This is a genomic window from Mycolicibacter engbaekii (genome assembly GCF_002101585.1).
Classification (GTDB): domain Bacteria; phylum Actinomycetota; class Actinomycetes; order Mycobacteriales; family Mycobacteriaceae; genus Mycobacterium; species Mycobacterium engbaekii.
In genome coordinates this window covers 1-21,120 of record NZ_LQOT01000040.1, presented here as the reverse complement: position 1 = coordinate 21,120, position 21,120 = coordinate 1, and the positions used below count along the sequence as shown (strand labels likewise).

The window sequence follows — 21,120 nt, the reverse complement described above, 5'->3', positions numbered from 1 at the left end:
CTGGCATCGGGTCGTGAGCCCGTCGGCGACGCCGATCGCGGCTAGTCGGCGCAGCAGTTCGGGTCGAGCGCGGTGCACAGCGCTTGCAGGGCTTCGGGAAGCACCCGGTGGAACACGTTCATTCCGCGCCGCTCGGAGGCCACCAACCCGGCCTTGCGGAGCTGGCTGAGGTGGTGGCTGACCGTCGACTCACTCAGCTCCAGGACCGCGGCCAGGTCTCCGGAGATCTGCTCACCGGTGGTCGAGCTGAACAGGTGCGCCACGATCTTGACCCGCGCCGGATCTGCCAAGGCCTTGAGCCGCAGTGCGATCTCTAACGCATCCCTGTCGCTCATCGGGCCCGAGGCGACCGGCGCACAACACACCGGTGCAGTCATGTCGATCGTGGGCAACGCTTTGGGCACCCAGCCATTCTGCCACACCTTGTTGACATACTTCGAAAAGGTGGCATGCTGGGCGCAGCCCACTAGTTCGACATATGTCTAACAACCGGAGGTGGTTGTCATGTCCCGTATCCAGCTCGCCCTCAACGTCGACGACCTCGACGCTGCCGTCGCGTTCTACGCCAAGCTCTTTGACGCCCAACCGGCCAAGGTCAAGCCGGGCTACGCCAACTTCGAGATCGCCGATCCGCCGCTGAAGCTGGTGCTGCTGGAAAACCCCGGCCAGGGCGGCACCCTGAACCATCTCGGCGTGGAGGTCGCTTCCAGCGAGGCCGTGCACGCTGAGATCGCACGCCTGCGCGAGGCCGGACTGTTCACCGAAGAAGAGCTTGGGACGACGTGCTGCTTCGCCACGCAAGATAAGGTCTGGGCCACCGGACCCGGCCAGGAACGCTGGGAGATCTACACCAAACTCGCCGACGCCGACACCTTCGGAACTGCGGCCGCACCGGCCTCGTGCTGCTAGATCACTGAGACGAACAGGCGGTAATGCATGTCTGAGGTCCGCGCCGTGCGACACCCGGGCGCGGCGGCGCAACTTTCCAGCCTGGATCGGCTGTTGCCCCTCTGGATCGGGTTGGCGATGGCTGCGGGGCTTGCCCTGGGGCGTGCCGTGCCCGGTCTGGGCAACGCGCTGAGCGCCGTGCAGCTCGACGGGATCTCGCTGCCGATCGCCGCCGGGCTGCTCATCATGATGTATCCGGTGCTGGCCAAGGTCCGCTACGACCGCCTCGACACCGTCACCGGCGACCGGCGCCTGCTGATCAGTTCGCTACTGCTCAATTGGGTGCTGGGCCCGGCGGTGATGTTCGCCCTGGCGTGGCTGTTGCTGGCCGATCTGCCCGAATACCGGACCGGTCTGATCGTGGTCGGCCTGGCGCGCTGCATCGCCATGGTCATCATCTGGAACGACTTGGCCTGCGGTGACCGCGAAGCCGCCGCGGTGCTCGTCGCGTTGAACTCGATATTCCAAGTCGCCATGTTCGCCGTGTTGGGCTGGTTCTATCTGAAGGTGCTGCCGGGATGGTTGGGGCTGCCCCAAACCAGCATCGAGGTGTCGCCGGCCCAGATCGCCAAATCCGTCCTGATCTTCCTCGGCATCCCTCTGGTCGCCGGCTACCTCACCCGCTACCTGGGCGAACGACGCAAGGGCCGGGACTTCTACGAGGCCAGGGTGTTGCCGGTGATCGGGCCGTGGGCGCTGTACGGGCTGCTGTTCACCATCGTGATCCTGTTTGCGCTGCAGGGAGATCAGATCACCCACCGGCCGCTCGACGTCGCCCGGATCGCCCTGCCGCTGCTGGCGTACTTCGCGATCATGTGGGGCGGCGGTTATCTGCTGGGTGGCGTACTCGGACTCGGCTATGCCCGCACCACCACCTTGGCCTTCACCGCGGCGGGCAACAACTTCGAGCTCGCCATCGCCGTGGCCATCGCCACCTGGGGCGCCTCCTCCGGCCAGGCGCTGGCGGGCGTTGTCGGCCCGCTGATTGAAGTGCCCGTTCTGGTCGCCCTGGTCTACCTGTCCCTGGCCCTGCGTCCGCGCCTGTTCCCGTCCGATCAAAACCGCGGCGCGGCGGGGCAATCCACGGGGGATTAGTCTCGACCACCGCAGTGGCGTTGCCGGCTGGCTGAACGCGCCCTGACCTATTCCCACCACGACTGCTCGGGCGAGGGCGTCACCGGCTGAGCGACGGCATCGGGCGTGGTAAGAACGCGCGGTTCAGCGCGTTGATGGCCGTGCAACATCCTCGCTCGCTAACCTCGGTATGTGCCGGATTCACAGCCGCCCGACCCGCGCGCCGGAGCCCCTGCCGATATCGAGGCTTCGGCGGCGGGCGTTTCGCCGAGCCCGATCGTCCTCGATGTGGAGGGTTCCGGCGTCCAACCGCCGGTCAGGCCATGGGTGCGTCGGCTGTTCTGGCTGTTGGAGCGAGTGGCCCCCGCCATCGGATCGCGCTGGGCGCTGGAACTGTGGTGCACCCCTCCGGTCATCGAGTCCAGCCTGCGGATGCCGCCCGGAGTTCCTCCTGGCGAGCCGCTGGAGGCGCATTGGGACGGGCATCGGATCGTGGGCGAGTCGTGGGGCGAGGGGCCCCCGGTCTATCTCGTGCACGGCTGGGGCGGGCGGCGCCCGCACCTCGGCATGTTCATCAAGCCCCTGGTGGCATCCGGCCACCGTGTTATCGCGTTCGACCTGCCCAGCCACAACGAGTCTGATCCTGGTGCGCTGGCACCCGGTCGCACCACTGCCATCGAGTGCGCCGAAGCGGTCGCGGCCATGATCCGGACGCACGGGCCCGCACGTGCGGTGGTCGCCCACTCCCTGGGGTCTAACGCGACAGCCTTCGCGGCCTCGTGGGGTACAACGGTCGGAAAGTTGGTGTTCCTGGCGCCGATGGGTGAGTTCCCCATCTACCTGGATCTGTTCGCCGCGCGCCACAATTTCGGCCGACGGATCCGTACCGGCCTGCATCGCCGCCTGGAGCGCCGTATCGGTATGACGCTCGAGGACACCAACATGGTCCGGATCGCAGAGAAAACCGACTATCCGCCGCTGCTGCTCATCCACGACCCCGACGACCCCGAAACTCCCTATGCGACGAGTGAGAAGGTGGTTGCGTCCTGGCCGGGTGCGCGGTTGATGACGACGTCGGGACTGGGCCGGCTGGCGCATTTCCGAATCTTGAGGCATCGCCCCGCGATTCGTGAGGGTGTCGACTTCATCGGGCCGGCCTCCGAGCCGACGCCATAGCGCAGGCCGGGTCGATACGATCGACGACCACCGGATTTCATTCCTCGGAAGCGTGAAAGAGCTTGTACAGCTGACGGTTTAACGCGTGATAGCGGGCCGCTGCCGCGGACCTCTCGACCTGGGCGTCGGCAGTTCTCGAATTAAAGTTAGCCGGATTGAAATGATGCGCCCGCCCCGGGGCCTGGCCTTTCGGTGAACATCGGCGATGACCCACCGGAATCACAAGAGGATTTGGAATGTTCTGCTGACGGGCGTCTGCGGATTACCCGGTCCGAATTTCGGACATGAAAACGGTGACGAGCGGCAAATTCAGGCGCGGCCAGTATTCTGCCCGTGTGCGGGTCAACGCTGGTCGCGGGGGCGGACCCGCGGGCGAACTTATCGGGTGTCGTCTGGAAACTGTGGGCGGCGAACCGGTCCAATTCCTCGAACGGTTCCGCAGCGATCCCGTCGAGGCCAATACGCAAGGACAAGCCCCCACTGATGCCCAGCACCGGGCCGGCCTGAGGAGACGACATGCCCACACTCACCACCGCTGACGGAGTGGAAATCTTCTACAAGGACTGGGGTTCGGGTCAGCCGATCGTTTTCAGTCACGGCTGGCCGCTGTCGTCTGACGACTGGGACAACCAGATGTTGTTCTTCCTGCAGCACGGGTATCGCGTCGTAGCGCACGACCGGCGCGGCCACGGGCGCTCGTCGCAGACCCCCGACGGGCACGACGCCGACCATTACGCCGACGACTTACTCGCGGTAGTGGAGCACCTCGACCTGCGCGACGCCATCCACGTGGGGCATTCGACCGGTGGCGGGGAGGTGGTCCGGTACCTGGGGCGCCACGGCGAAGATCGAGCGGCGAAGGCCGCGTTGATCTCGGCCGTACCGCCATTGATGGTGCAGACCGAGGCCAACCCCGAGGGTCTTCCGAAGTCGGTGTTCGACGGTCTGCAGGCCCAACTCGCGGCCAACCGATCGGAGTTCTACCGGGCGTTGCCCGCGGGCCCGTTCTACAACTTCGACCAACCGGGCGTCACGGCGTCGCAGGCGATCATCGACAATTGGTGGCGCCAAGGGATGATGGGCGACGCACTGTCGCATTACGACGGGATCGTCGCGTTCTCCCAAACCGACTTCACTGAGGACCTCAAGAAGATCACCATTCCGACGCTGGTGATGCACAGCAGGGACGACCAGATCGTGCCGTACATCGCTTCCGGCCCGAAGTCCGCCGCACTGCTCAAGAACGGAACGCTGAAGTCCTACAGCGGCTTTCCCCATGGCATGCCAACCACGCATGCCGACACCATCAACGCGGACCTGCTGGCGTTCCTGCAGTCCCAGCCCTAGGAGATCCGACGATGAGCACATCCGCATTGGTTCCTCCCTTCACCCGGGAGACGGCGACCGCCAAGGTCCGCGCCGGCGAAAACCTCTGGAACACCCGCGATCCCGAGCGGGTCGCGCTGGGCTACACCCCGGACAGCCGGTGGCGCAACCGCTCCACATTCCTGCGGGGCCGAGAACAGATCGTGGAGTTCCTGCGCGACAAATGGGCGACTGAGCTGGACTACCGGTTGATCAAAGAACTGTGGGCGTACGGTGACGAGCGGATCGCCGTGCGGTTCGCCTACGAATACCACGACAGCAGTGGGCAGTGGTTTCGCGCATATGGCAATGAGAACTGGGAGTTCGACGGCGACGGGCTGATGAAAACCCGCCACGCCAGCATCAACGACGTCGCGATCACCGAGGCCGACCGACTCTTTCACTGGGACCGCGCAGGCATCCGGCCGGACGATCACGCCGGTCTCAGCGACTTGGGCCTGTGAGGGCGCCCCAGCTAGATGCTGTACTGCCGCAACCGCTGCAACCGGCGCATGCCCGCGGCGGCCACCTTCTCCGGCGCGGGGCGCAGAGCCACTTCCAGCCGCGCGCGAACATCCGCCGTGTCGAGGTCCGTGCCGATCGCGACCAGATGACTCGGGCCTGAGCCCGCCGGCGCGGTCACCACGTGCACGGAGGTGCCGACGACGTTGACCAGATAGCGACGCTTGCCGATCGCGACGGTGCCCTTGATCCGGTAGATGCCCTGCGGCGGCTGTTCGAGCAGGTCGATGAGCGGTCCCGGATCCACGGCGCCGTCGCCGACAACGGTGATGGAGGCAGCATGCACGTGGTCGTGGTGCTCGTCGTGAGCTTCGCCGGCCTCGTCGAGAAGCAGCTCCCGAAACGACAGCTGCCCGGACTCTTCGGCGTCGCTGACGTCGTAGAGCAGCCGGGGATCCACCCTTCCGGCCATAGCGCCCACCACGTGCGCGTGGGGATTGAGTTCGCGCACCCGGGTCTCGATCCGACGAAGGGTCTCTTCCCGGGCCTCCTCGGCGATCCGATCCAGCTTGTTGACCACCACCAGGGAAGCCACGCCGTAGCGCTGTGGCGGGGCTGTCGCGGTATCGACCGTGTCGAAATGTTCCGCCGCGTCGATGACGTCGACAACACCGCCGTGGCGGATCCGTTCCACCCCGCTGAACCGGATGACCCGCGACACGTCCGCGGGTTCGGCCACCCCGCTTGCCTCGATGATGATCGCGTCGAGCGCCAGCTTCGGGTCGGCCAGCTTCTCCAGCGCCTCGTCGAGCCCGCCTTCGTCGGGCAGATGGCAGATGCATCCGCCGGCGATCGACACCGGCTCGTCGACTTGGCCGGTGACCAGGCCGGCGTCGACGTTGAGTTCGCCGAAGTCGTTGATAATGACGCCGATTCGAGCCTCCGGCGCTCGCAGCACATGGTTGAGCAAGGTGGTCTTGCCCGCCCCGAGGTGGCCGGTCAGCGCGATGACGGGGATAGCGGGAAGGTTGCGGTCGGCCACCGGGCCATTATCGGCGGTCGGCGGGCCGGGGTGTCGCCACGGGGGTGGACGGCGGCCCCGTCAGCTGCCGTACAGGTGCAGCGCCCGGCCGGTGACGGTGGCAACATCACCGCTGAGCCCGGCGATGGGCGGGCCTCCGCGCTGATGGATCACGTTGGCGAGCACTATCACGTAGGTGTCCGACCCCGGGTCGATCCACAGCGTGACTCCGGTGAACCCGGTGTGCCCGAAGCTGCCGATCGGAAAGATCATGCCGCGCGGCCGGGAGTGTGGGGTGTCGATGTCCCAGCCGAGGCCGCGAAGATCCTGTCCGGCGATCGCCGGATAGCTCGCGGACAGCAGGGGATCGGCCGCATTGGGCGACGTCGCATTCGCCTCTTGCGCAGCGGTGTTCGCGGCCACCACCTGGGCGGGGTCGTGCCCGGGCTGCTGGGGTGTCGTCATCAGTTCCAGGGTGGATCGGCGTAGCGGAAACGGGCTCGGGCGCCCGGCGAGCCGATCGAGTAGGGCTTGGGCGTACCTGCCGATATCCCTGGCTGTCGAGAACACGCCGGCGCTGCCGGCCACCCCTCCCATGCGGCGTGCCGTCGGGTCCTGCACGGTACCGCGCAGCAGTTGGTCGAAGTCGGGGTTGATCCCGGGGGTGTCTTCGTCGTGCGCCGTCGGTGCGATGCGGGCCAACAAGTCGGTGTGCCAGCTACCTGGCGGGCATTCGCCGTCGCTGGACGCGCTCGGGTCCACGGCAATGGCAGTACCGCGGACCTGGTGTGGGCCGCAGGCTTTGGCGGCGGGCAGGTAGCGGGTGTCGGCCATGCCCAGCGGCGCAAAGACGTTGTCCCGCACGTAGGTGTCCAGCGGTTGGCCGCTCATGGTCTCGACCAGCGCGCCCAGGACGATGAAACCGATGTCTGAGTAGTGGAACAGCTCGCCGGGGCCGAACTCCAGCGGCGCGGTCAGCGCCCGATGAACACCGCCGGCCTGGTCGGCCTCGGTCAGGCCCCACGGACCCTGGTGGCTCAGATCGCCGCCGATACCCGAGGTGTGGGTGAGCAGCATGCGCAATGTCACCTGGGCGCGTCGAGGGTCATTGGTCGCGTTGAACTCCGGCAGGTAGGTCTGGACGGGCTCGTCGATCTGGACCAGGCCCTGCTCGTACAGCTGCAGGACCGCGACGGCCGTCGCGAGGCACTTCGTCAACGACGCGATGTCGAAGATCGTGTCCTCGGTCATCGGCTCGGCCGGCGCCGGCGAGCCGTCGAGCGCGGGTTCGCCGTCGAGCTTGCGCGCGCCGAAGGCCTGGCTGAGCACGACCGTGCCGGCGTGCCCGATCCGGACTACCGCACCCGGCAGCCGCGGCAGCGCGATCGCGGCGTTCATCAGTTGCGCGACCGGCGCGGCCAGCTCCTGGCGTGGGAGGTAGGGCGCATCCGGACGCGGGACGACCGACACCGTGGCGGACGGGCTGCCGGCCGGCGGCGGCTGATCCGGGTGGCTGCACGACGCCACCGCCCCCACGGCGAGCGCGATGCTGCCCAGGGCGCAGACCCGGCTGATGTGCGCGCGAGACACCGTCCCAGTATCGACGGAGTCGGCCGTTCGGCGAAGGCGATTCTGATCGTCGCGGCGGCGTCAGGCGTCCGGCGGGAACCAGAAGTCGAGGGTCTGCTCCACCCCGCCCCAGTCGATGCCCAGCCAGTCGCCGAAGAAGTCCTCGATGTTGCCGAAGACGCTGTAGAACGAGGCCACCACGGAATAGAAGATGCCCTCCCACCAGCTGCTGTCCACCAGACCGTGGCTCCAGGCATTGAGCCAGGCGCCGAACTGGTCGAAGTCGCCGGAGATGTCGATGTCGGTGATCAAACCGTCGGCGGTCGCCGTGTGGTTGGCCACCTGCTCGGGGGTCAGCCCCAGATACATCATGTGCTCGTAGAGCAGCCCCAGCGGCGAGGTCGAGGTGTGGTCGGCGACCGGGTCGCCGGGGATGGTGTAGGACGTGGTCGCGAACAGGTCGTTCGGGGTCTGGACGCCCGAGAGCAGCGAGGTGCCGAGAAAATCGGGGAGCGGCCCGTCGCCTGCACCGGGCGAGATGCCGTCGGCGCCCACCGGGTTTCCGATGAACACGAAGTGCAGCGCCTCCGGATCCACGCCGTCGTGCGCCAGCTGCGCCATCGCGATCGAGCCGGCCGTGGCGCCCTGCGACCAGCCGAAGATCCACAACGGGTTCTCGGCGTCGTAGGCGTCGGGATTGGCGGCCAGTTCGGCGTGCACCGCCCGGACGATCTCGGCGGCGCCGACGAAACTGCTGTGGTCCTGCTGGATCAGCGCCGGGGTGGACAGGATGCGCAGCGGCGCGTCACACACCACGGCGCCGACGACGCAGGTGTCCAGATCCTCACCGCCGTCGAAGCCCAGCGGCTGCAGGAACAGGTCGGCCGCGGTCTGGGCGAAAGTCGGCGACGGTGTGGACAGGGTCGTGGGTCCGACGAAGAACGCGGTGCCGGAGAGCAGGCTCACGTCGGCATGGGTGGCGTGCGCGACCGGTGTCGCGAGCACCCCGCCGGCCACCGTGCCGGCGAGCGCGATCGGAGCGAGGGCCTTGGTCAGCTTCACGGGGCGGCCTTCCGACGGGGGCGCACAGTCACCTGTAGCTAAAAATCAGACGAGTAAATCCAAAGGTCAAGCTGAGCGCGATCATCGCAGGGGCGCTCGGCCGAAGTCAATGGACGCCCGCCGACACCACCGCGTCGTGGCGGCGCCGTCGAGATCGCCGCGGCTAGGAGAGGGTCCCGAGCGCCGGTGTATCGCGCAGCCCCGACATGTCGGGCAAGGGCTTGCCGCAGATCTGTCGGGCCTGTTCGGGACTCATGCCGAAAGTCGTCAACAGGTGCTCGGTTGCCGCATCGACGGTCGCTTCGGTGTCGCGGTCGGGCCGCTGACTCAGCAGCGTTCCCAGTCCGACGAGCACCCCTCCGGCGATGGCCAGGCCCAGTTCGGGATCGGTGAGCGTGAAGCGGCCCTGTTGGACTGCCGCGGTGATGTCGCGCAGTGCGCGGGGGGACAGGCCGCGGTCGGACAGGATCAGCGTGCTGCTGTTGGCCAGCAGCAGCGCGGTCTCCTGGGGGCGCAGGCGAAACAGTCGCCCGGTGAGGCGGTAGTTGGCCGCGAAGGCCTCGGCGGGGTCGGCGATGTCTGCGGTGTAGCTGTCCAGCAGGGCCCCGATGTTGTCCAGGGCGTCGGTGACCGCTGCGGCGAAGAGTTCCTCTTTGCTGTCGAAGTGGTTGTAGAAGGAGCCCATCCCCACGTCGGCGGCCTGGGTGATCTCGAGCACGGGCACCGCGAGCCGGCCCTGGGCGATGAAGCCCTGGGCGGCCCGGATCAGGGCGGCGCGGGTACGCAACTTGCGTCGTTCGAGTCTGTTGGAAGGGCCGGTCGCCGGCTCGGCGACGTCGCGCGGGGGCGCATCCATGGGTGCAGGCTAGCACCGCAATTCAGTCCTGATGATTTCGTCAACACAGTTGACTGATGCTTTGGTCGTATGTGACGATTTCGTCAGTTGAGGGGTGAAGGGTGACGGTGCAAAGCGTGGAAGACGGGCACAAGCATCTGCACAGCGACCGCGGCGCGCTACGCGGCGAGCACCCCGGCCGCGCCCGCGACCCGCTCATCCGCGTGGTCGACATCGCCTGGCTGGAGTTCGACAAACCCGACCTGGTGCGCGCCGAGGCATTCGCCCGCGCCTTCGGCTTCAGCGTCGCCTACAGCGATCCCGGGCAGGTGCACCTGCGCGGCACTGATCCCGGAGCGCCCTGCGTGTTTCTGCGGCGTGGACCGCAGACAAGTTTTGCCGGCTACGCACTACGCGCCGCCGACGAGGGCGACGTCCGCCGGCTGGCCGACAAGCTCGGGGCGCCCGTGCGCCGACTGCCCGAATCGGTCGGTGGGGTGGGGGTGGCGCTGGCCGATCCCAGCGGGACCGCCGTCACCGTCGTCGCCGGGATGCACACGCTGCCGGCTGCGCCCACCCAAGCCCCGCAGCTCGCCAACACCGGGGGCGCCACGGCACGGATCAACGCCGGAGTGCGTCCGCGGCGGGCACCGGCCCGGGTGCAGCGTCTGGGGCATGTCGTCCTGCAGTCCACCCGCTACCTGCAGACGCTGAACTGGTACCTGGAAACGCTGGGAATGATCGTCAGCGACTTCCTCTACTTTCCCGGCCAACGCGACCGCGGGCCGGCCATGAGTTTCATCCGCTGCGACCGCGGCAGCATCCCCACCGACCACCACACCCTGGCCCTGGCGCTGGGCCCGGCGAACCGGTACGTGCACTCGGCCTATGAGGTCGCCGACCTGGACGCGCTGGCCGCCGGAGGCGAATACCTGCACGAGCGCGGCTACGTCCGGTCCTGGGGCATCGGGCGCCATATCCAGGGCAGCCAGCTCTTCGACTACTGGCGCGACCCCGACGGCTTCCTGGTCGAGCACTACGCCGACGGCGACGTCTTCGACAGCTCCCTGGAGCCCGGCTGGGCGCCGTTCACCGCCTCGGGCCTGGCCCAATGGGGCCCTCCGGCTACCAAGGACTTCCTCGACGCCGGCCCCCGTTCGGCAGGACGCCAGGCGGCCGCCATGCTCACCGCCCTACGGCACGACAACGAGTTCGACCTCAAACGCCTCATCGGCTTGCTGAAAGTAGCTGTCTCATGACCGTTTCCGTCCTGCGCACCTCCAACGCCTGGTGGGTACGCACGCCCACCGGTGCCGCCAAGATCGACACTGCGGCCACCAGTACCGCCGAGCTGCTCGCCGACCGGTCCGCGATCGAGGCCGCCGCCACCGCCGAAGGCACCGTCGCCGTCGACGACCTGGAATTGCTGGCGCCGGTCACCACGCCCTGCCGGGTGGTGGCCCAGATGACCAATTTCGAATCCCACGTGATCGACGCCGGGATGGACCCCAAGGCCGTTCCGCTGACCTTCTTTCGCAAATCGTCGGCGTCGCTCAACGATCCCTACGCAGAGATCATCCGGCCGCCCCACGTGCGCCTGCTGGACTACGAAGTGGAGATCGGCCTGGTCATCGGCCGCGACATCCCAGTGGGCACCGTGATCACCGAGGCGAACCTGGCCGACTATGTCGCCGCCCTGACCATCACCAACGACGTCTCCGCCCGCGACGTCCAACTGCCGCAGACCCAGTTCTACGAGGCCAAGTCCTACCCGACCTTCACCCCCGTGGGGCCGGCGCTGGTACTCGTCGACGCCGCCGAGCTGGCCCGGTTCGGCGACCTGCGACTGCGGCTGAGCGTCAACGGCGAGGAACGCCAGAACGGCCTGGTGGAAGGCGACATGCTGTACCGCCCCCTGCAGGCGCTGCAATCCCTGACCCGATTCCAGCAGCTGGCCCCCGGCGACCTCATCCTGACCGGCACGCCGGCGGGAACCGCGCTGCGTGCCCCCGCCAAGCCGATCGAGCTGATCGGCAACCTGCTGCCGCCCGCGGTCAAATGGAAGGCGTTCTTCGCCCGGCAGGCCAAGAACCGCAAGTACCTGCAACACGGCGACATCGTCGAAGCCTCGACCGCCACCGATGACGGTGCCATCGATCTGGGGTCCCAGCGGCTGACGGTGCGTCACGCGTGACCCGCGGCATGCCATGACGGTTGCCGACCGGCACCGCGGTGGCGACCGTGTAGCGGTCGCGATCGTGGGCGGGGGCCCCACCGGGATCACCGCTGCCACGTTGCTGGCCCAATACGGTGTCGACACCCTGGTGCTCGACCGGTGGCCGCAGGTATACCCCCAGCCCCGGGCCGTGCACCTCGACGACGAGGTCTGCCGAATCCTGGCGCGGCTCGGTGTCGCCGATGCATTCGCCGCAATCTCTCGCCCGGCCAAAGGGCTGCGGCTCATCGACCGGCAACAGCGCGTGCTGGCCGAGTTCAGCCGCGACACCGCATTGACCCGCAACGGTTTTCCGGCCGCGAACATGTTCGACCAGCCCGAGCTGGAAAAGCTGCTGCGGCGCAACCTGGCCCGCTTTCCCACGGCCCGCTTCCGTGGTGACACCGAGGTGCTGGCGATCGCCGAGGCCGCCGACGGCGTGCACCTGCGGATCCGCGACCGGACCAGCGGCGAGACGTCGCGGATCACCGCCGACTATGTGCTGGGCTGCGACGGCGCCAACAGCATGGTGCGCGCGGCGATCGGCGCCCGGATGCGCAGTTGGAGGTTCGATCAGCGCTGGCTGGTGATCGACGTCGGGTGCTCGGCGGACCTGGATCAGTGGGAAGGCGTGCATCAGGTCTGCGACAGCCGGCGCGCCGGCACCTACATGCGGATCGGCCAGAGCCGGTATCGCTGGGAATTCGCCCTGGCAGAACACGAGTCGGCGGCAGACTTCGCCGAACTGTCCGCGCTGCGGCCGTTGATCGCACCCTGGACGCGCGAGGTGGCCGACACCGATCTGCAGCTGCTGCGGGTCGCCGAGTACACCTTCCGGGCCCAGATCGCCGACCGGTGGAGGTCCGGGCGGGTGTTTCTGCTCGGCGACGCAGCGCACCTCACCCCGCCCTTCATCGGTCAGGGGATGGGCGCCGGTCTGCGCGATGCGATGAACCTGGCCTGGAAGATCGCCGGTCACCTGCACCGCGGTTGGCCGTCGAACCTGTTGGACAGCTACCAGACCGAGCGGGCCCGCCATGCCCGCCAGATGATCTCCCTGGCGCTCACCGTCGGACACGCCATGACCGCCGGCGGCGAACTCGGCAGCGCACTGCGGCGCCTGACGCTGCCGAGGGTGCACCTGGTGCCGGGCCTACGCACCAGGATCACCGACTCCCAGACCCCGCCGTTGCGTTCTTCGCCCATGGTGCGCCGGACCGCGAACACCCGCCGTATCGCCGGGCGGTTGTGCCCCAACCCGCTGCTCGAGACGGGACGCCGGCTCGATGAGGAGCTGGGCCGGGGTTTCGGCGTGGTGACCACGCAGGGGCTCACACCGGATCAGCGAGGTCTGATCGACAGCCGGGGAGCCCGGACGGTGTTCGCTGCCCCGGGAACCGAACTGGCCCGCTGGCTGACCCAGCATCGGGTGAGCGCCGCCGTTATACGGCCCGACGGCACCGTGATGGTGGCCGGACGCGACGTCACCGCGGTGTGCCGGGCTGTGCCGCTGTTTCTGTGCCCACGCGAACCCTGACGAATAGGAACCACACTGTGCCCGCTCGCTCCAGGGACGTACCGGTGTACCGGCGCAGCCTCTACAGCCGGTCGGCGATCCTCGACCCCTATCCGCACTACCGGGCGTTGCGCGATCTCGGCCCCGTGGTCTGGCTGCCGCGGCAGCGGCTCTACGCCCTGCCGCGATATGCCGAATGCAAGGCCGCGCTGCGCAACGACGCGCTCTACAGGTCCGGGCACGGGGTCGCGATCAACCCGCCCACCAATCGCCTCTCCCGAGGCACCACCCTCAACAGCGACGGCGCCGAACACGACCGGCGGCGCAAACTCCTTGCCCACCGGATGATGCCCCGAGCGCTGCGCGCCCTGAGCGACAGCGTCGGTCAGCGGGCCCGCAACATCGTCGAGCGCGCCGTGCACCGCGGAGACATCGATGCGGTCGCCGATCTCGCCACCGCGCTGCCGCTGGCCTTCGTGCCCGACCTGGTGGGCTGGCCACACGATCAACGCGACCATCTACTGGACTGGGCGGCAGCGACATTCGATGTCCTGGGGCCCCTCAACTGGCAGGCCGCCAAAGCCATACCCCGCAGCCTGCAGATGCTGCGCTTCGCCCGCCGGATCGCTGCCCGCCGCGACGTGCTGCCCGACAGCATGGCCCACGACCTGCTCGGCTTCGTCGACGAAGGCGCACTGGGCCTCGAAGAGGTGGCGCCGCTGCTGATCGACTACCTCGGGCCGTCGCTGGACACCACGATCAGCGCCATCGCCAGCGCGATCCACCTGTTTGCCACCCACCCGGATCAGTGGGCGCTGCTCAAGGCCGACCCGACGCTGATCCCCAACGCGGTCAACGAGGTGGTGCGCTTCGAGTCACCGTTGCGGGCCTTCACCCGCAAAGCGGCGCACAGCCACGAGGTCGCCGGCATCGGCCTGCCCGCGGGCGCTCGGGTCCTGCTGATCTACGCCTCGGCCAACCGCGACGAACGCGAATGGAATGCCCCGGATGTCTTCGACATTCGTAACGATGCGGGACGCCACATCGGGTTCGGCAACGGCGCGCACGCGTGCGCCGGGCAGGGCTTGGCCCGGCTGGAGACCGCGGCCGTCCTGACAGCCCTGATCGAGCTTGTCGACCGCATCGAGCTGACCGGCGAACCGGCCTGGGCGGTCAACAACATCATTCGCCGTCACCGGCACCTGCCGGTGCGGCTCGTCCCCGCCTGAGCGACTCGGCGCCGCCGCGTTGACGCAGCTAGGGCGACCCTGTCATGATCGCCACAGTCGCCTTTTAAGGTTTCCTGAGTATTTATCTAGGTGTCGCGGGGAGTGCGGATGATGCAACCACGGAAAGCTCTGGCGCCGTTCGTCGCCGCCGGCCTGTTGGCCGCCGGTGTCGTGGGAACCCCTGTCGCCCAGGCAACGCATGCACCCCGCATAGCCCTGCTGTCGGACACCGCGATCTTCGTCGGCGGCACCATGATGCCCACCCCGTCGGCGACATTCGCCCAAACCGCGGCCGATCTGTTCCTGCAGCCGCTGGGGTTCGACGCCGGCGACGACCCGACGGTGTGTTTCATCAGCGGCGGCGACTGCGACGGTCCGCTGCGGGTGCTGACCACGCCGCAACTGTTCCTGCAGGGCTACAGCAGTTTCGCCGGTGCCGCCGAGATCGTCCGGGCGGTGCACGCCGAACTGAACGCCAATCCCGACGCCTACGACGCCGACAACCCGTTGTGGATCTTCGGGTACTCGCAGGGCGCCACGGCCGGCTCGATCGCGATGGCGCAGCTGGCGCACGACGGCGTGGACCCGGAGGCGTTGCACTTCGTGTTCATCGGCAGCCCGTCGGATGCCAACGGCATCTGGCCCAACAGCGAAGGCGAGCTGTCGCTGTCCAACGATCCCTCGCTGCTGTTCGGCAACCAGACGCCCAACGACGCCTTCACCACCACCACATACACCTTCCCCGGCGACCCCGTCTCGGACTACACATCGGCCTCCATCCTCGGGACGTTCTGGGGACATGTGATGTATCTGGGGCTGACCCCGGAGCAGGTCGCCGATCACACCGTCACCGTTGACGGCTTGATCACCAACATCGGTATCTCGGGCGAGATCGATCAGTTCAGCGCCTGGATCACCGCATTTGGCAACGGGTTGACCGACAGCGGCTGGTGGATCAGTCTGTTCAACTCGCTCGTGGAGATGGTGTACGCCGGCTTCGGAAAGATCGAAGACTTCTTCACCGACTGGATGGGCCTGGACTGGGGCGGGGTGGAGGACACCCTGGACTACTGGTTCCCGCTGGTCTGACCCGAGCAGGGCTCAATCGGCCGACCTTGACAACGTACAACCAAATGGTTGTACGATTGGCGGGTGATCACGCTCGACGACGACAAGGTGGACGCCCTGTTCCACGCGCTTGCCGACCGCACCCGGCGGGACATCATGCGCCGGGTTCTCGCCGGCGAGCACTCGGTTTCCGAACTCGCGGTGAGCTACGAGATGAGCTTCGCCGCGGTGCAGAAACACGTCGCCGTGTTGGAGAAGTCGGGCCTGCTCACCAAGCGCCGCAGCGGCCGTGAGCAGTTGGCCCGCGGTGACGTCGCCGCGGTGCGCTCGGTGGCGTCCATGCTCACCGAGTTGGAACAGGTGTGGCGTGGTCGCATCGCGCGTATCGACGAACTCATCTCATCCGAAGAGAGCTAGGAGCGCGCACCATGCCTGTGATCGACGTCCAACACGACCTCGAGACCCTGACCTTGACCATCACCGCCGACTTCGCCGCGCCGGTGCAACGAATCTGGCAGATCTACGCCGACCCGCGCCAGCTGGAAAAGGTCTGGGGGCCGCCGACATTTCCCGCGACCGTGGTCGACCACGACCTCGCTCCCGGCGGCCGCACGAACTACTTCATGACCGGCCCGGACGGTGAGAAGTACGCCGGATACTGGCAGATCATCTCCGTCGACGAGCCGCGGAGCTTCACCTTCGACGACGGCTTCGCCGATCTGGACTTCAACCCGGACCCGCAGATGCCGACCTCCAGGAACGTCTACACCTTCACCGAGCACGAAGGTGGAACCCGCGCGACATACGTGGGGACATATGCCTCCGCCGAGGATCTCCAGAAGGTGTTGGACATGGGTGTCGTCGAGGGCGCGACCTCGGCGCTGAATCAGATCGACACCGTGGTCGCCTCGGTGAATTGACGCGGCGGCGCCACCCCGACGCGTTTGAGCGGGCGTCGGGGTGGCAATCCCAGCCATACGGGCGGCTACAGCTGGCCGCAAGGACGGCAAGGAACCCGCCATGGCCTTCGACCTGACACCGACAGCGGCGCAGCATGATCTGGCCCGTCGCGCCCATCAGTTCGCCGAGTCGGTCATTCGGCCGGTCGCCTTGGACTACGACCAGCGCCAGGAGTTTCCGTGGCCGGTTCTGCAGGAGGCGGCCACCCGCGGCTTCTACAGCCCGCTGTTCTACCGGGACCTGATCGGCGATGCCACGGGACTGTCGCTGCCGATGTTCATGGAAGAACTGTTCTGGGGCTGCGCCGGAATCGGTCTGGCGATCGTGATGCCGGCGTTGGCGCTCTCGGCGATCGGACAGGCCGCAACCCCAGAACAGATGTTGCAGTGGGCGCCCGAATGCTTCGGTACGCCAGGCGATCTCAAGCTCGCGGCGCTGGCGATCTCCGAGCCCGAAGGCGGTAGCGACGTGCGCAATCTGCGCACCACCGCCCGCCGCGACGGCGACGACTGGATCATCGACGGGCACAAGATGTGGATCGGCAACGGCGGAATCGCCAACGTGCACGTGGTCAACGCCGTCGTCGACCCGGAGCTGGGCCACCGCGGCCAGGCACTGTTCGTCGTCCCCGGCGGCGTGCCCGGGCTGGAAATGGTGCGCAAACTCGACAAGCTGGGTTGCCGGGCCTCCCACACCGCAGAACTGCGGTTCGACGGGGTTCGCATTCCGGGCGAGAATCTGCTCGGCGGGCAGGACAGGCTCGACCACAAACTCGCCAGAGCCCGCGAGATCGCCGCCGGGGCTGTGCGGCCAGACTCGGCGACACTGAGCACCTTCGAGCAGACCCGGCCGATGGTGGCTGCACAGGCGATCGGGATCGCGCGTGCCGCACTGGAATACGCGACCGATTACGCCACCCGGCGCGAGGCCTTCGGCGGGCCGATCATCGACAACCAGGGCATCGCCTTCCCGCTGGCCGAGCTCGCCACCGCGGTCGATGCCGCGCGGCTGCTGACCTGGCGGGCGTCGTGGATGGCGGCCAGCGGCATCGAGTTCTCCCGCGGTGAGGGATCGATGGCCAAGCTGGCAGCCAGCGAGACCGCGGTGCGCGTCACCGAGCGCGCCGTGCAGACCCTGGGCGGATGGGGTTACATCAACGACCACCCGGTGGGAAAGTGGTACCGAGATGCCAAGCTGTACACCATCTTCGAGGGGACCAGTGAGATTCAGCAGATGGTGATAGCTCAAGCGCTGGGCGCTTCGGTGGGCACACCGCCACTGCACGTCGAGATCGAGCCGTCGGGCGGACCGTTGAACCGGATGTTCGGCCGCGGTACACCGCTGCGCACCCGGGCGGCCGCCGGCGCGTTGGCGATGCAGCATCGCATCCCCGCACCAGTGCTGCGGGCAGCCATGAAAGTGCTGCAGCCGCCGAGATGAGTGGGCTATCGGCGCCCGGCGAAGGGCAGTGGCCGATACACCTGCAGGGCGCGATAGCAGACCGCGAAATCTGCTTGGGTGCAATCGGTGTCGGCCTCCCCGTCGTGAGCGATCGGTAACGGTCCCTCGACTGCGGTGAAGCTGAACTGCGGGACGCGCAGCTCGTGATAGAGCCGGCTGCGCTGCAGGCGTCCGGTCAGCAACGACCCCAGGACGCGCAGGGTGGACCACCGGCGCCCGCTCTCCAGGATGCGCACGTCCAACAGCCCGTCGTCCATGCGCTGCCGCACCGCCGGCGCGAAGCCGTCGGGCTGGTAGGCCGAGTTGCCGAGAAAGAACAGCGATGTCTGCACGGTCTGGTTGTCGAAGGCGATACGTACGGGCTGTTCGCGGCGCAGCGTCATCAGCATTGCGTAGGCGCTGGCCATCGGCTTGCCGAGCTTGCCCTGCAACCGGTCTCGACGCCGGACGAAGGACGGGTACGCGCCGATGCTGGCGGTGTTGATCACGGTGGTCTCCGAGTTGAAGCGCACCACGTCCACGCGGGAAAGGCTGCCCTCGGCGATCGCCTGGATGGTTTTGGCGGTGGTGTCGCAGCCGATGTCGCGGGCGAAGTGGTTCAGTGTGCCGCCGGGAAACACCGCCAGCGGCAGATCGTGTTCCACCGCCACGTGGGCGGCTGTGGCGACCGACCCGTCGCCCCCGGCGATGGCGAGCACGTCGGCGGTATCGGCGGCGCGCCGCAACGCCTCCGCCAAGTCGTCGCACGAGTTCACCTCGACGACGGACAGGGCCGGCAGGGCTTTGCGCACCTGCGCTGCCACCTTGGCGGCGCGCCCGCCGCCCGATTCGGGATTGACCACCAACGTCACGCCGGCTCCGTCGGGGCGCCCGGTCGCGGGGACACGCAACGCGGTGGCGCGCTGTGGCGGCGGGGCGGCTATCGGCGGCACCAGCTTTGCTCCCAAGACCGCGATCGAGGCGCCGATGCTGAACCCCGCCAGCACGTCACCGGGGTAGTGGGCCCCGGTGGCGATCCGGGAGAGTCCGACCAGGGCGGCCAGCCCGGCCACCGGCAGGCCCAACAGCGAATTCTCCAGACCGACCCCGATGGCGAACGCCGCTGCGCTCGCGGCGTGCCCGGAGGGCAGCGAGTTCGACAGGGGACGCCGGCGGGCGCGCCGCAGCAGGGGCACCAGTAGAATGTTCGGCCGCTCCCGCGGCTGGATGCGCTTGATCACCTGGTTGGTCACCAGGCTGGTGAGCGCCAGGCTGACCACCCCGCGGGCGGCGGCGCGCTGAGTGGCCGGGCCACCGGTCACCGACATGGCTGCGGCCAGCGCCAGCCACAGTTTGGAGTGGTCGGCCGCGCGGGTCAGCGCGGGCATGGTGGTGTCGAGCAGCCGGCTCGGCGAATGTGCGATCGCCTCGAACACCTCGGCGTCGAGTTCGGCGAGACCTTCGGTGATCTGCTCGAGGCCGGAACGGCGGCGGGGAAACGGTGTCATCGCTAGGTCGGCCACGGCAGTGCTCCTGGGTCCAGAGGCGCCGTCGCAGGCGCCGTACCGGGAGCCCTATACCCATTTGGCGATCGAGAAATTCCCCCGATGCTCCCGCACCGGGGTGGGGGGAGCCTCAGTTGCGCGCGGTGATCAGCCGGGTAGCGGCTTCGACGGCGGCCGCTCGGCGTGCTGCGACGGTGTCCGCTTTGTCGGTGGCGGCGTTGGGGTCCAGCCAGGTGGCCCAGGCCATGCCGATGCCGAAAAGCATGACCAAAAGCTCGTCGGGATCCCAATGGGGATCGACATGGCCGCTGGCCTGGGCGGCGGCGATGACGGCGGACCCGATTGCCGGCAACTTGTCCGGGTCGGGCGGGATGAGTTCTAGCTCCTCCAGCCGCGCCCAGGTGATCATGCGGATGTGTTCGGGATGTGTGCGGGCGAGATCGTAGATGTCGCCGACGAATTCGGGCAGCGCTTCGGGGCGCGGGACGACTGCGCCCAGGAACTGCGCGGTGTCGGCGGCGACCACTTCGCGGAACAGGTTCTCCTTGTCCCCGAAGTGGGCGTAGAGCCGCTCCTTGCTTGCCCGGGCTTCTTTGGCCACCCGGTCGATGCGGGCGCCGGCCAGGCCGTGGCGGGCAAACTCTGCGCGAGCCGCGGCGAGGATCTCGTCGCGTAGTTCTGCTCGTTTTCGCATCGAGGGAATCCTAGCCAGCGGTGCGGGTTCGAGGGCCGTTGCAACGACACCGCGGGGCCCCGGTCATGATGCCGGCCGAGCAGCTGAGCGCCACGCCAGCGGATTGAGCGCGCGGTAGGGGTCGGCGGCACGGATGTTCTGCAGGTCGAGCAGATCTGCCTCCAACTGTGTCGCAGTGTCTTCTTTGACCTGCGCGATCCAGGCGTCCGGGCTGGTGTCCGCGGGCCGGGTGGTGGTGATGGCCGGTCCGAAACGCAGGTACATACGTTGCGCGCGGGGCAACAGCGTGGGGCCGACACCGCGCAGCAGCGGCATGGCCATGTCGGGCCGGCCGTCCAGGCGTCGGCTGATCCACTCGCTGGCCCGGCCGTAGAGCCCGTCGCGGGTGGTCATGCTGGTGTAGAGGTCGTCCCCGCCGATGAGGGCGGCGGTCACGATCGGGTACTGGTGCTCGATGGCCACGCGGGCGAAGCCGTAGCGGTTGTCCCACCGCAGCTGGTACTGCTCGCCCTTGAATTTCGAGATCTCCCGCCCGCCGCCCGGGAACACCAGAATCGGCTCGTTGGCCTCCATGAGCGCGGCGGCGGCCTCGGGGGACCCGATGACGGCGCCGTAGGCGGCCACCAGGTCGGCTTGCAGCTTGCCGCCCTTGCCGAACTGGCGGTCGGCCAGGGCGCGCACCTGTTTTCCGAGGGCCTGGCGCACGAAATAGGGGATCATGACCATTTCAGCGGCTGGGACCTGCGTGTGGTTGCCCACCAGCAGAAAGCGGCCGTCGGCCGGCAGGTTCTCCAGACCCTCGACGTAGGGCTGATACAGGCTCATCACCGGTTCCAGGCTGTCGGCCGCAGCAGTGAGCACGGTCCGCAGGAGCCGCTCCCGGGGGGTGCGCGGCGAGCGTTGGGCGAGAACTTCGGGTGAATCGATCACGGCGGCACTGCTCATCTGCGTGACGTTCCTTTCTGGGGGCGGGCGCTGCGG

21 protein-coding genes are annotated in these 21,120 nt (G+C 68.0%); 13 read left to right on the top strand and 8 right to left on the bottom strand.

What is annotated here, in order from left to right; translation table 11 throughout:
* Nucleotides 1–41: 41 nt before the first annotated feature.
* Nucleotides 42–404: an Rv2640c family ArsR-like transcriptional regulator gene (locus tag AWC02_RS11485; RefSeq protein WP_085128966.1), complete on the bottom strand. Its 363-nt coding sequence runs from the start codon at nucleotides 402–404 to the stop codon at nucleotides 42–44.
* A gap of 100 nt (nucleotides 405–504) precedes the next feature.
* Here AWC02_RS11485 and AWC02_RS11480 point away from each other — a divergent pair, with 100 nt between their 5' ends.
* From AWC02_RS11480 to AWC02_RS11460, 5 genes are all read left to right on the top strand, one after another.
* Nucleotides 505–909 (top strand): ArsI/CadI family heavy metal resistance metalloenzyme, encoded by a 405-nt coding sequence (locus AWC02_RS11480; RefSeq protein ID WP_085128898.1) that lies wholly within the window; start codon nucleotides 505–507, stop codon nucleotides 907–909.
* A gap of 27 nt (nucleotides 910–936) precedes the next feature.
* Nucleotides 937–2,043 (top strand): ACR3 family arsenite efflux transporter, encoded by a 1,107-nt coding sequence (gene arsB, locus AWC02_RS11475; protein WP_085128897.1) that lies wholly within the window; start codon nucleotides 937–939, stop codon nucleotides 2,041–2,043.
* 219 nt (nucleotides 2,044–2,262) lie between these two features.
* Complete coding sequence (locus AWC02_RS11470) at nucleotides 2,263–3,198, top strand: alpha/beta fold hydrolase (protein ID WP_085128965.1); 936 nt, start codon at nucleotides 2,263–2,265, stop codon at nucleotides 3,196–3,198.
* Between the two features lie 516 nt (nucleotides 3,199–3,714).
* A complete protein-coding gene (locus tag AWC02_RS11465) occupies nucleotides 3,715–4,545 on the top strand; it encodes an alpha/beta fold hydrolase (protein WP_085128896.1) in 831 nt (276 codons plus the stop codon).
* An 11-nt stretch (nucleotides 4,546–4,556) separates the two neighbouring features.
* Complete coding sequence (locus AWC02_RS11460) at nucleotides 4,557–5,027, top strand: nuclear transport factor 2 family protein (RefSeq protein WP_085128895.1); 471 nt, start codon at nucleotides 4,557–4,559, stop codon at nucleotides 5,025–5,027.
* Nucleotides 5,028–5,038: 11 nt separating this feature from the next.
* Here AWC02_RS11460 and AWC02_RS11455 read toward each other — a convergent pair whose 3' ends face one another.
* The 4 genes from AWC02_RS11455 to AWC02_RS11440 all read right to left on the bottom strand — a co-directional run bounded on the left by AWC02_RS11455 (nucleotide 5,039) and on the right by AWC02_RS11440 (nucleotide 9,533).
* The gene (locus tag AWC02_RS11455; protein WP_085128894.1) at nucleotides 5,039–6,067 is read right to left on the bottom strand and encodes a CobW family GTP-binding protein; all 1,029 of its coding nucleotides are present in this window, start codon (nucleotides 6,065–6,067) and stop codon (nucleotides 5,039–5,041) included.
* A gap of 60 nt (nucleotides 6,068–6,127) precedes the next feature.
* Nucleotides 6,128–7,636, bottom strand: a complete 1,509-nt coding sequence (locus AWC02_RS11450; RefSeq protein ID WP_207568044.1) for a serine hydrolase domain-containing protein — start codon at nucleotides 7,634–7,636, stop codon at nucleotides 6,128–6,130.
* A gap of 60 nt (nucleotides 7,637–7,696) precedes the next feature.
* Entirely contained in the window at nucleotides 7,697–8,677 is a 981-nt protein-coding gene (locus tag AWC02_RS11445) for a PE-PPE domain-containing protein (RefSeq protein ID WP_085128893.1), read from the bottom strand.
* A 163-nt stretch (nucleotides 8,678–8,840) separates the two neighbouring features.
* Entirely contained in the window at nucleotides 8,841–9,533 is a 693-nt protein-coding gene (locus AWC02_RS11440) for a TetR/AcrR family transcriptional regulator (protein ID WP_085128892.1), read from the bottom strand.
* A gap of 107 nt (nucleotides 9,534–9,640) precedes the next feature.
* On the opposite strand from AWC02_RS11440, the gene AWC02_RS11435 reads away from it, so the two are divergent.
* The 8 genes from AWC02_RS11435 to AWC02_RS11400 all read left to right on the top strand — a co-directional run bounded on the left by AWC02_RS11435 (nucleotide 9,641) and on the right by AWC02_RS11400 (nucleotide 17,940).
* On the top strand, nucleotides 9,641–10,771 hold the full coding sequence (locus tag AWC02_RS11435; RefSeq protein ID WP_085128963.1) for a VOC family protein: 1,131 nt from the start codon (nucleotides 9,641–9,643) through the stop codon (nucleotides 10,769–10,771).
* The gene (locus tag AWC02_RS11430) at nucleotides 10,768–11,706 is read left to right on the top strand and encodes a fumarylacetoacetate hydrolase family protein (protein WP_085128891.1); all 939 of its coding nucleotides are present in this window, start codon (nucleotides 10,768–10,770) and stop codon (nucleotides 11,704–11,706) included. Before AWC02_RS11435 ends, AWC02_RS11430 begins: the two co-directional genes overlap by 4 nt.
* A gap of 13 nt (nucleotides 11,707–11,719) precedes the next feature.
* Entirely contained in the window at nucleotides 11,720–13,264 is a 1,545-nt protein-coding gene (gene mhpA / locus AWC02_RS11425) for a bifunctional 3-(3-hydroxy-phenyl)propionate/3-hydroxycinnamic acid hydroxylase MhpA (protein ID WP_085128890.1), read from the top strand.
* A 17-nt stretch (nucleotides 13,265–13,281) separates the two neighbouring features.
* Nucleotides 13,282–14,472 (top strand): cytochrome P450, encoded by a 1,191-nt coding sequence (locus tag AWC02_RS11420; RefSeq protein ID WP_085128889.1) that lies wholly within the window; start codon nucleotides 13,282–13,284, stop codon nucleotides 14,470–14,472.
* Between the two features lie 108 nt (nucleotides 14,473–14,580).
* On the top strand, nucleotides 14,581–15,561 hold the full coding sequence (locus tag AWC02_RS11415) for a PE-PPE domain-containing protein (RefSeq protein WP_237160433.1): 981 nt from the start codon (nucleotides 14,581–14,583) through the stop codon (nucleotides 15,559–15,561).
* A gap of 63 nt (nucleotides 15,562–15,624) precedes the next feature.
* Nucleotides 15,625–15,957, top strand: coding sequence for an ArsR/SmtB family transcription factor (locus tag AWC02_RS11410; RefSeq protein ID WP_046320711.1), 333 nt, complete (start codon nucleotides 15,625–15,627; stop codon nucleotides 15,955–15,957).
* A gap of 11 nt (nucleotides 15,958–15,968) precedes the next feature.
* The gene (locus tag AWC02_RS11405; protein WP_046320704.1) at nucleotides 15,969–16,460 is read left to right on the top strand and encodes an SRPBCC family protein; all 492 of its coding nucleotides are present in this window, start codon (nucleotides 15,969–15,971) and stop codon (nucleotides 16,458–16,460) included.
* 100 nt (nucleotides 16,461–16,560) lie between these two features.
* A complete protein-coding gene (locus AWC02_RS11400) occupies nucleotides 16,561–17,940 on the top strand; it encodes an acyl-CoA dehydrogenase family protein (RefSeq protein WP_085128888.1) in 1,380 nt (459 codons plus the stop codon).
* A 5-nt stretch (nucleotides 17,941–17,945) separates the two neighbouring features.
* Here AWC02_RS11400 and AWC02_RS11395 read toward each other — a convergent pair whose 3' ends face one another.
* The 3 genes from AWC02_RS11395 to AWC02_RS11385 form a co-directional block, all read right to left on the bottom strand.
* Nucleotides 17,946–19,448 (bottom strand): bifunctional phosphatase PAP2/diacylglycerol kinase family protein, encoded by a 1,503-nt coding sequence (locus AWC02_RS11395; protein ID WP_085128887.1) that lies wholly within the window; start codon nucleotides 19,446–19,448, stop codon nucleotides 17,946–17,948.
* 127 nt (nucleotides 19,449–19,575) lie between these two features.
* A complete protein-coding gene (locus tag AWC02_RS11390; RefSeq protein ID WP_085128886.1) occupies nucleotides 19,576–20,139 on the bottom strand; it encodes a TetR/AcrR family transcriptional regulator in 564 nt (187 codons plus the stop codon).
* Nucleotides 20,140–20,202: 63 nt separating this feature from the next.
* Nucleotides 20,203–21,084 (bottom strand): lysophospholipid acyltransferase family protein, encoded by an 882-nt coding sequence (locus tag AWC02_RS11385; RefSeq protein WP_085128885.1) that lies wholly within the window; start codon nucleotides 21,082–21,084, stop codon nucleotides 20,203–20,205.
* Nucleotides 21,085–21,120 lie beyond the last annotated feature (36 nt).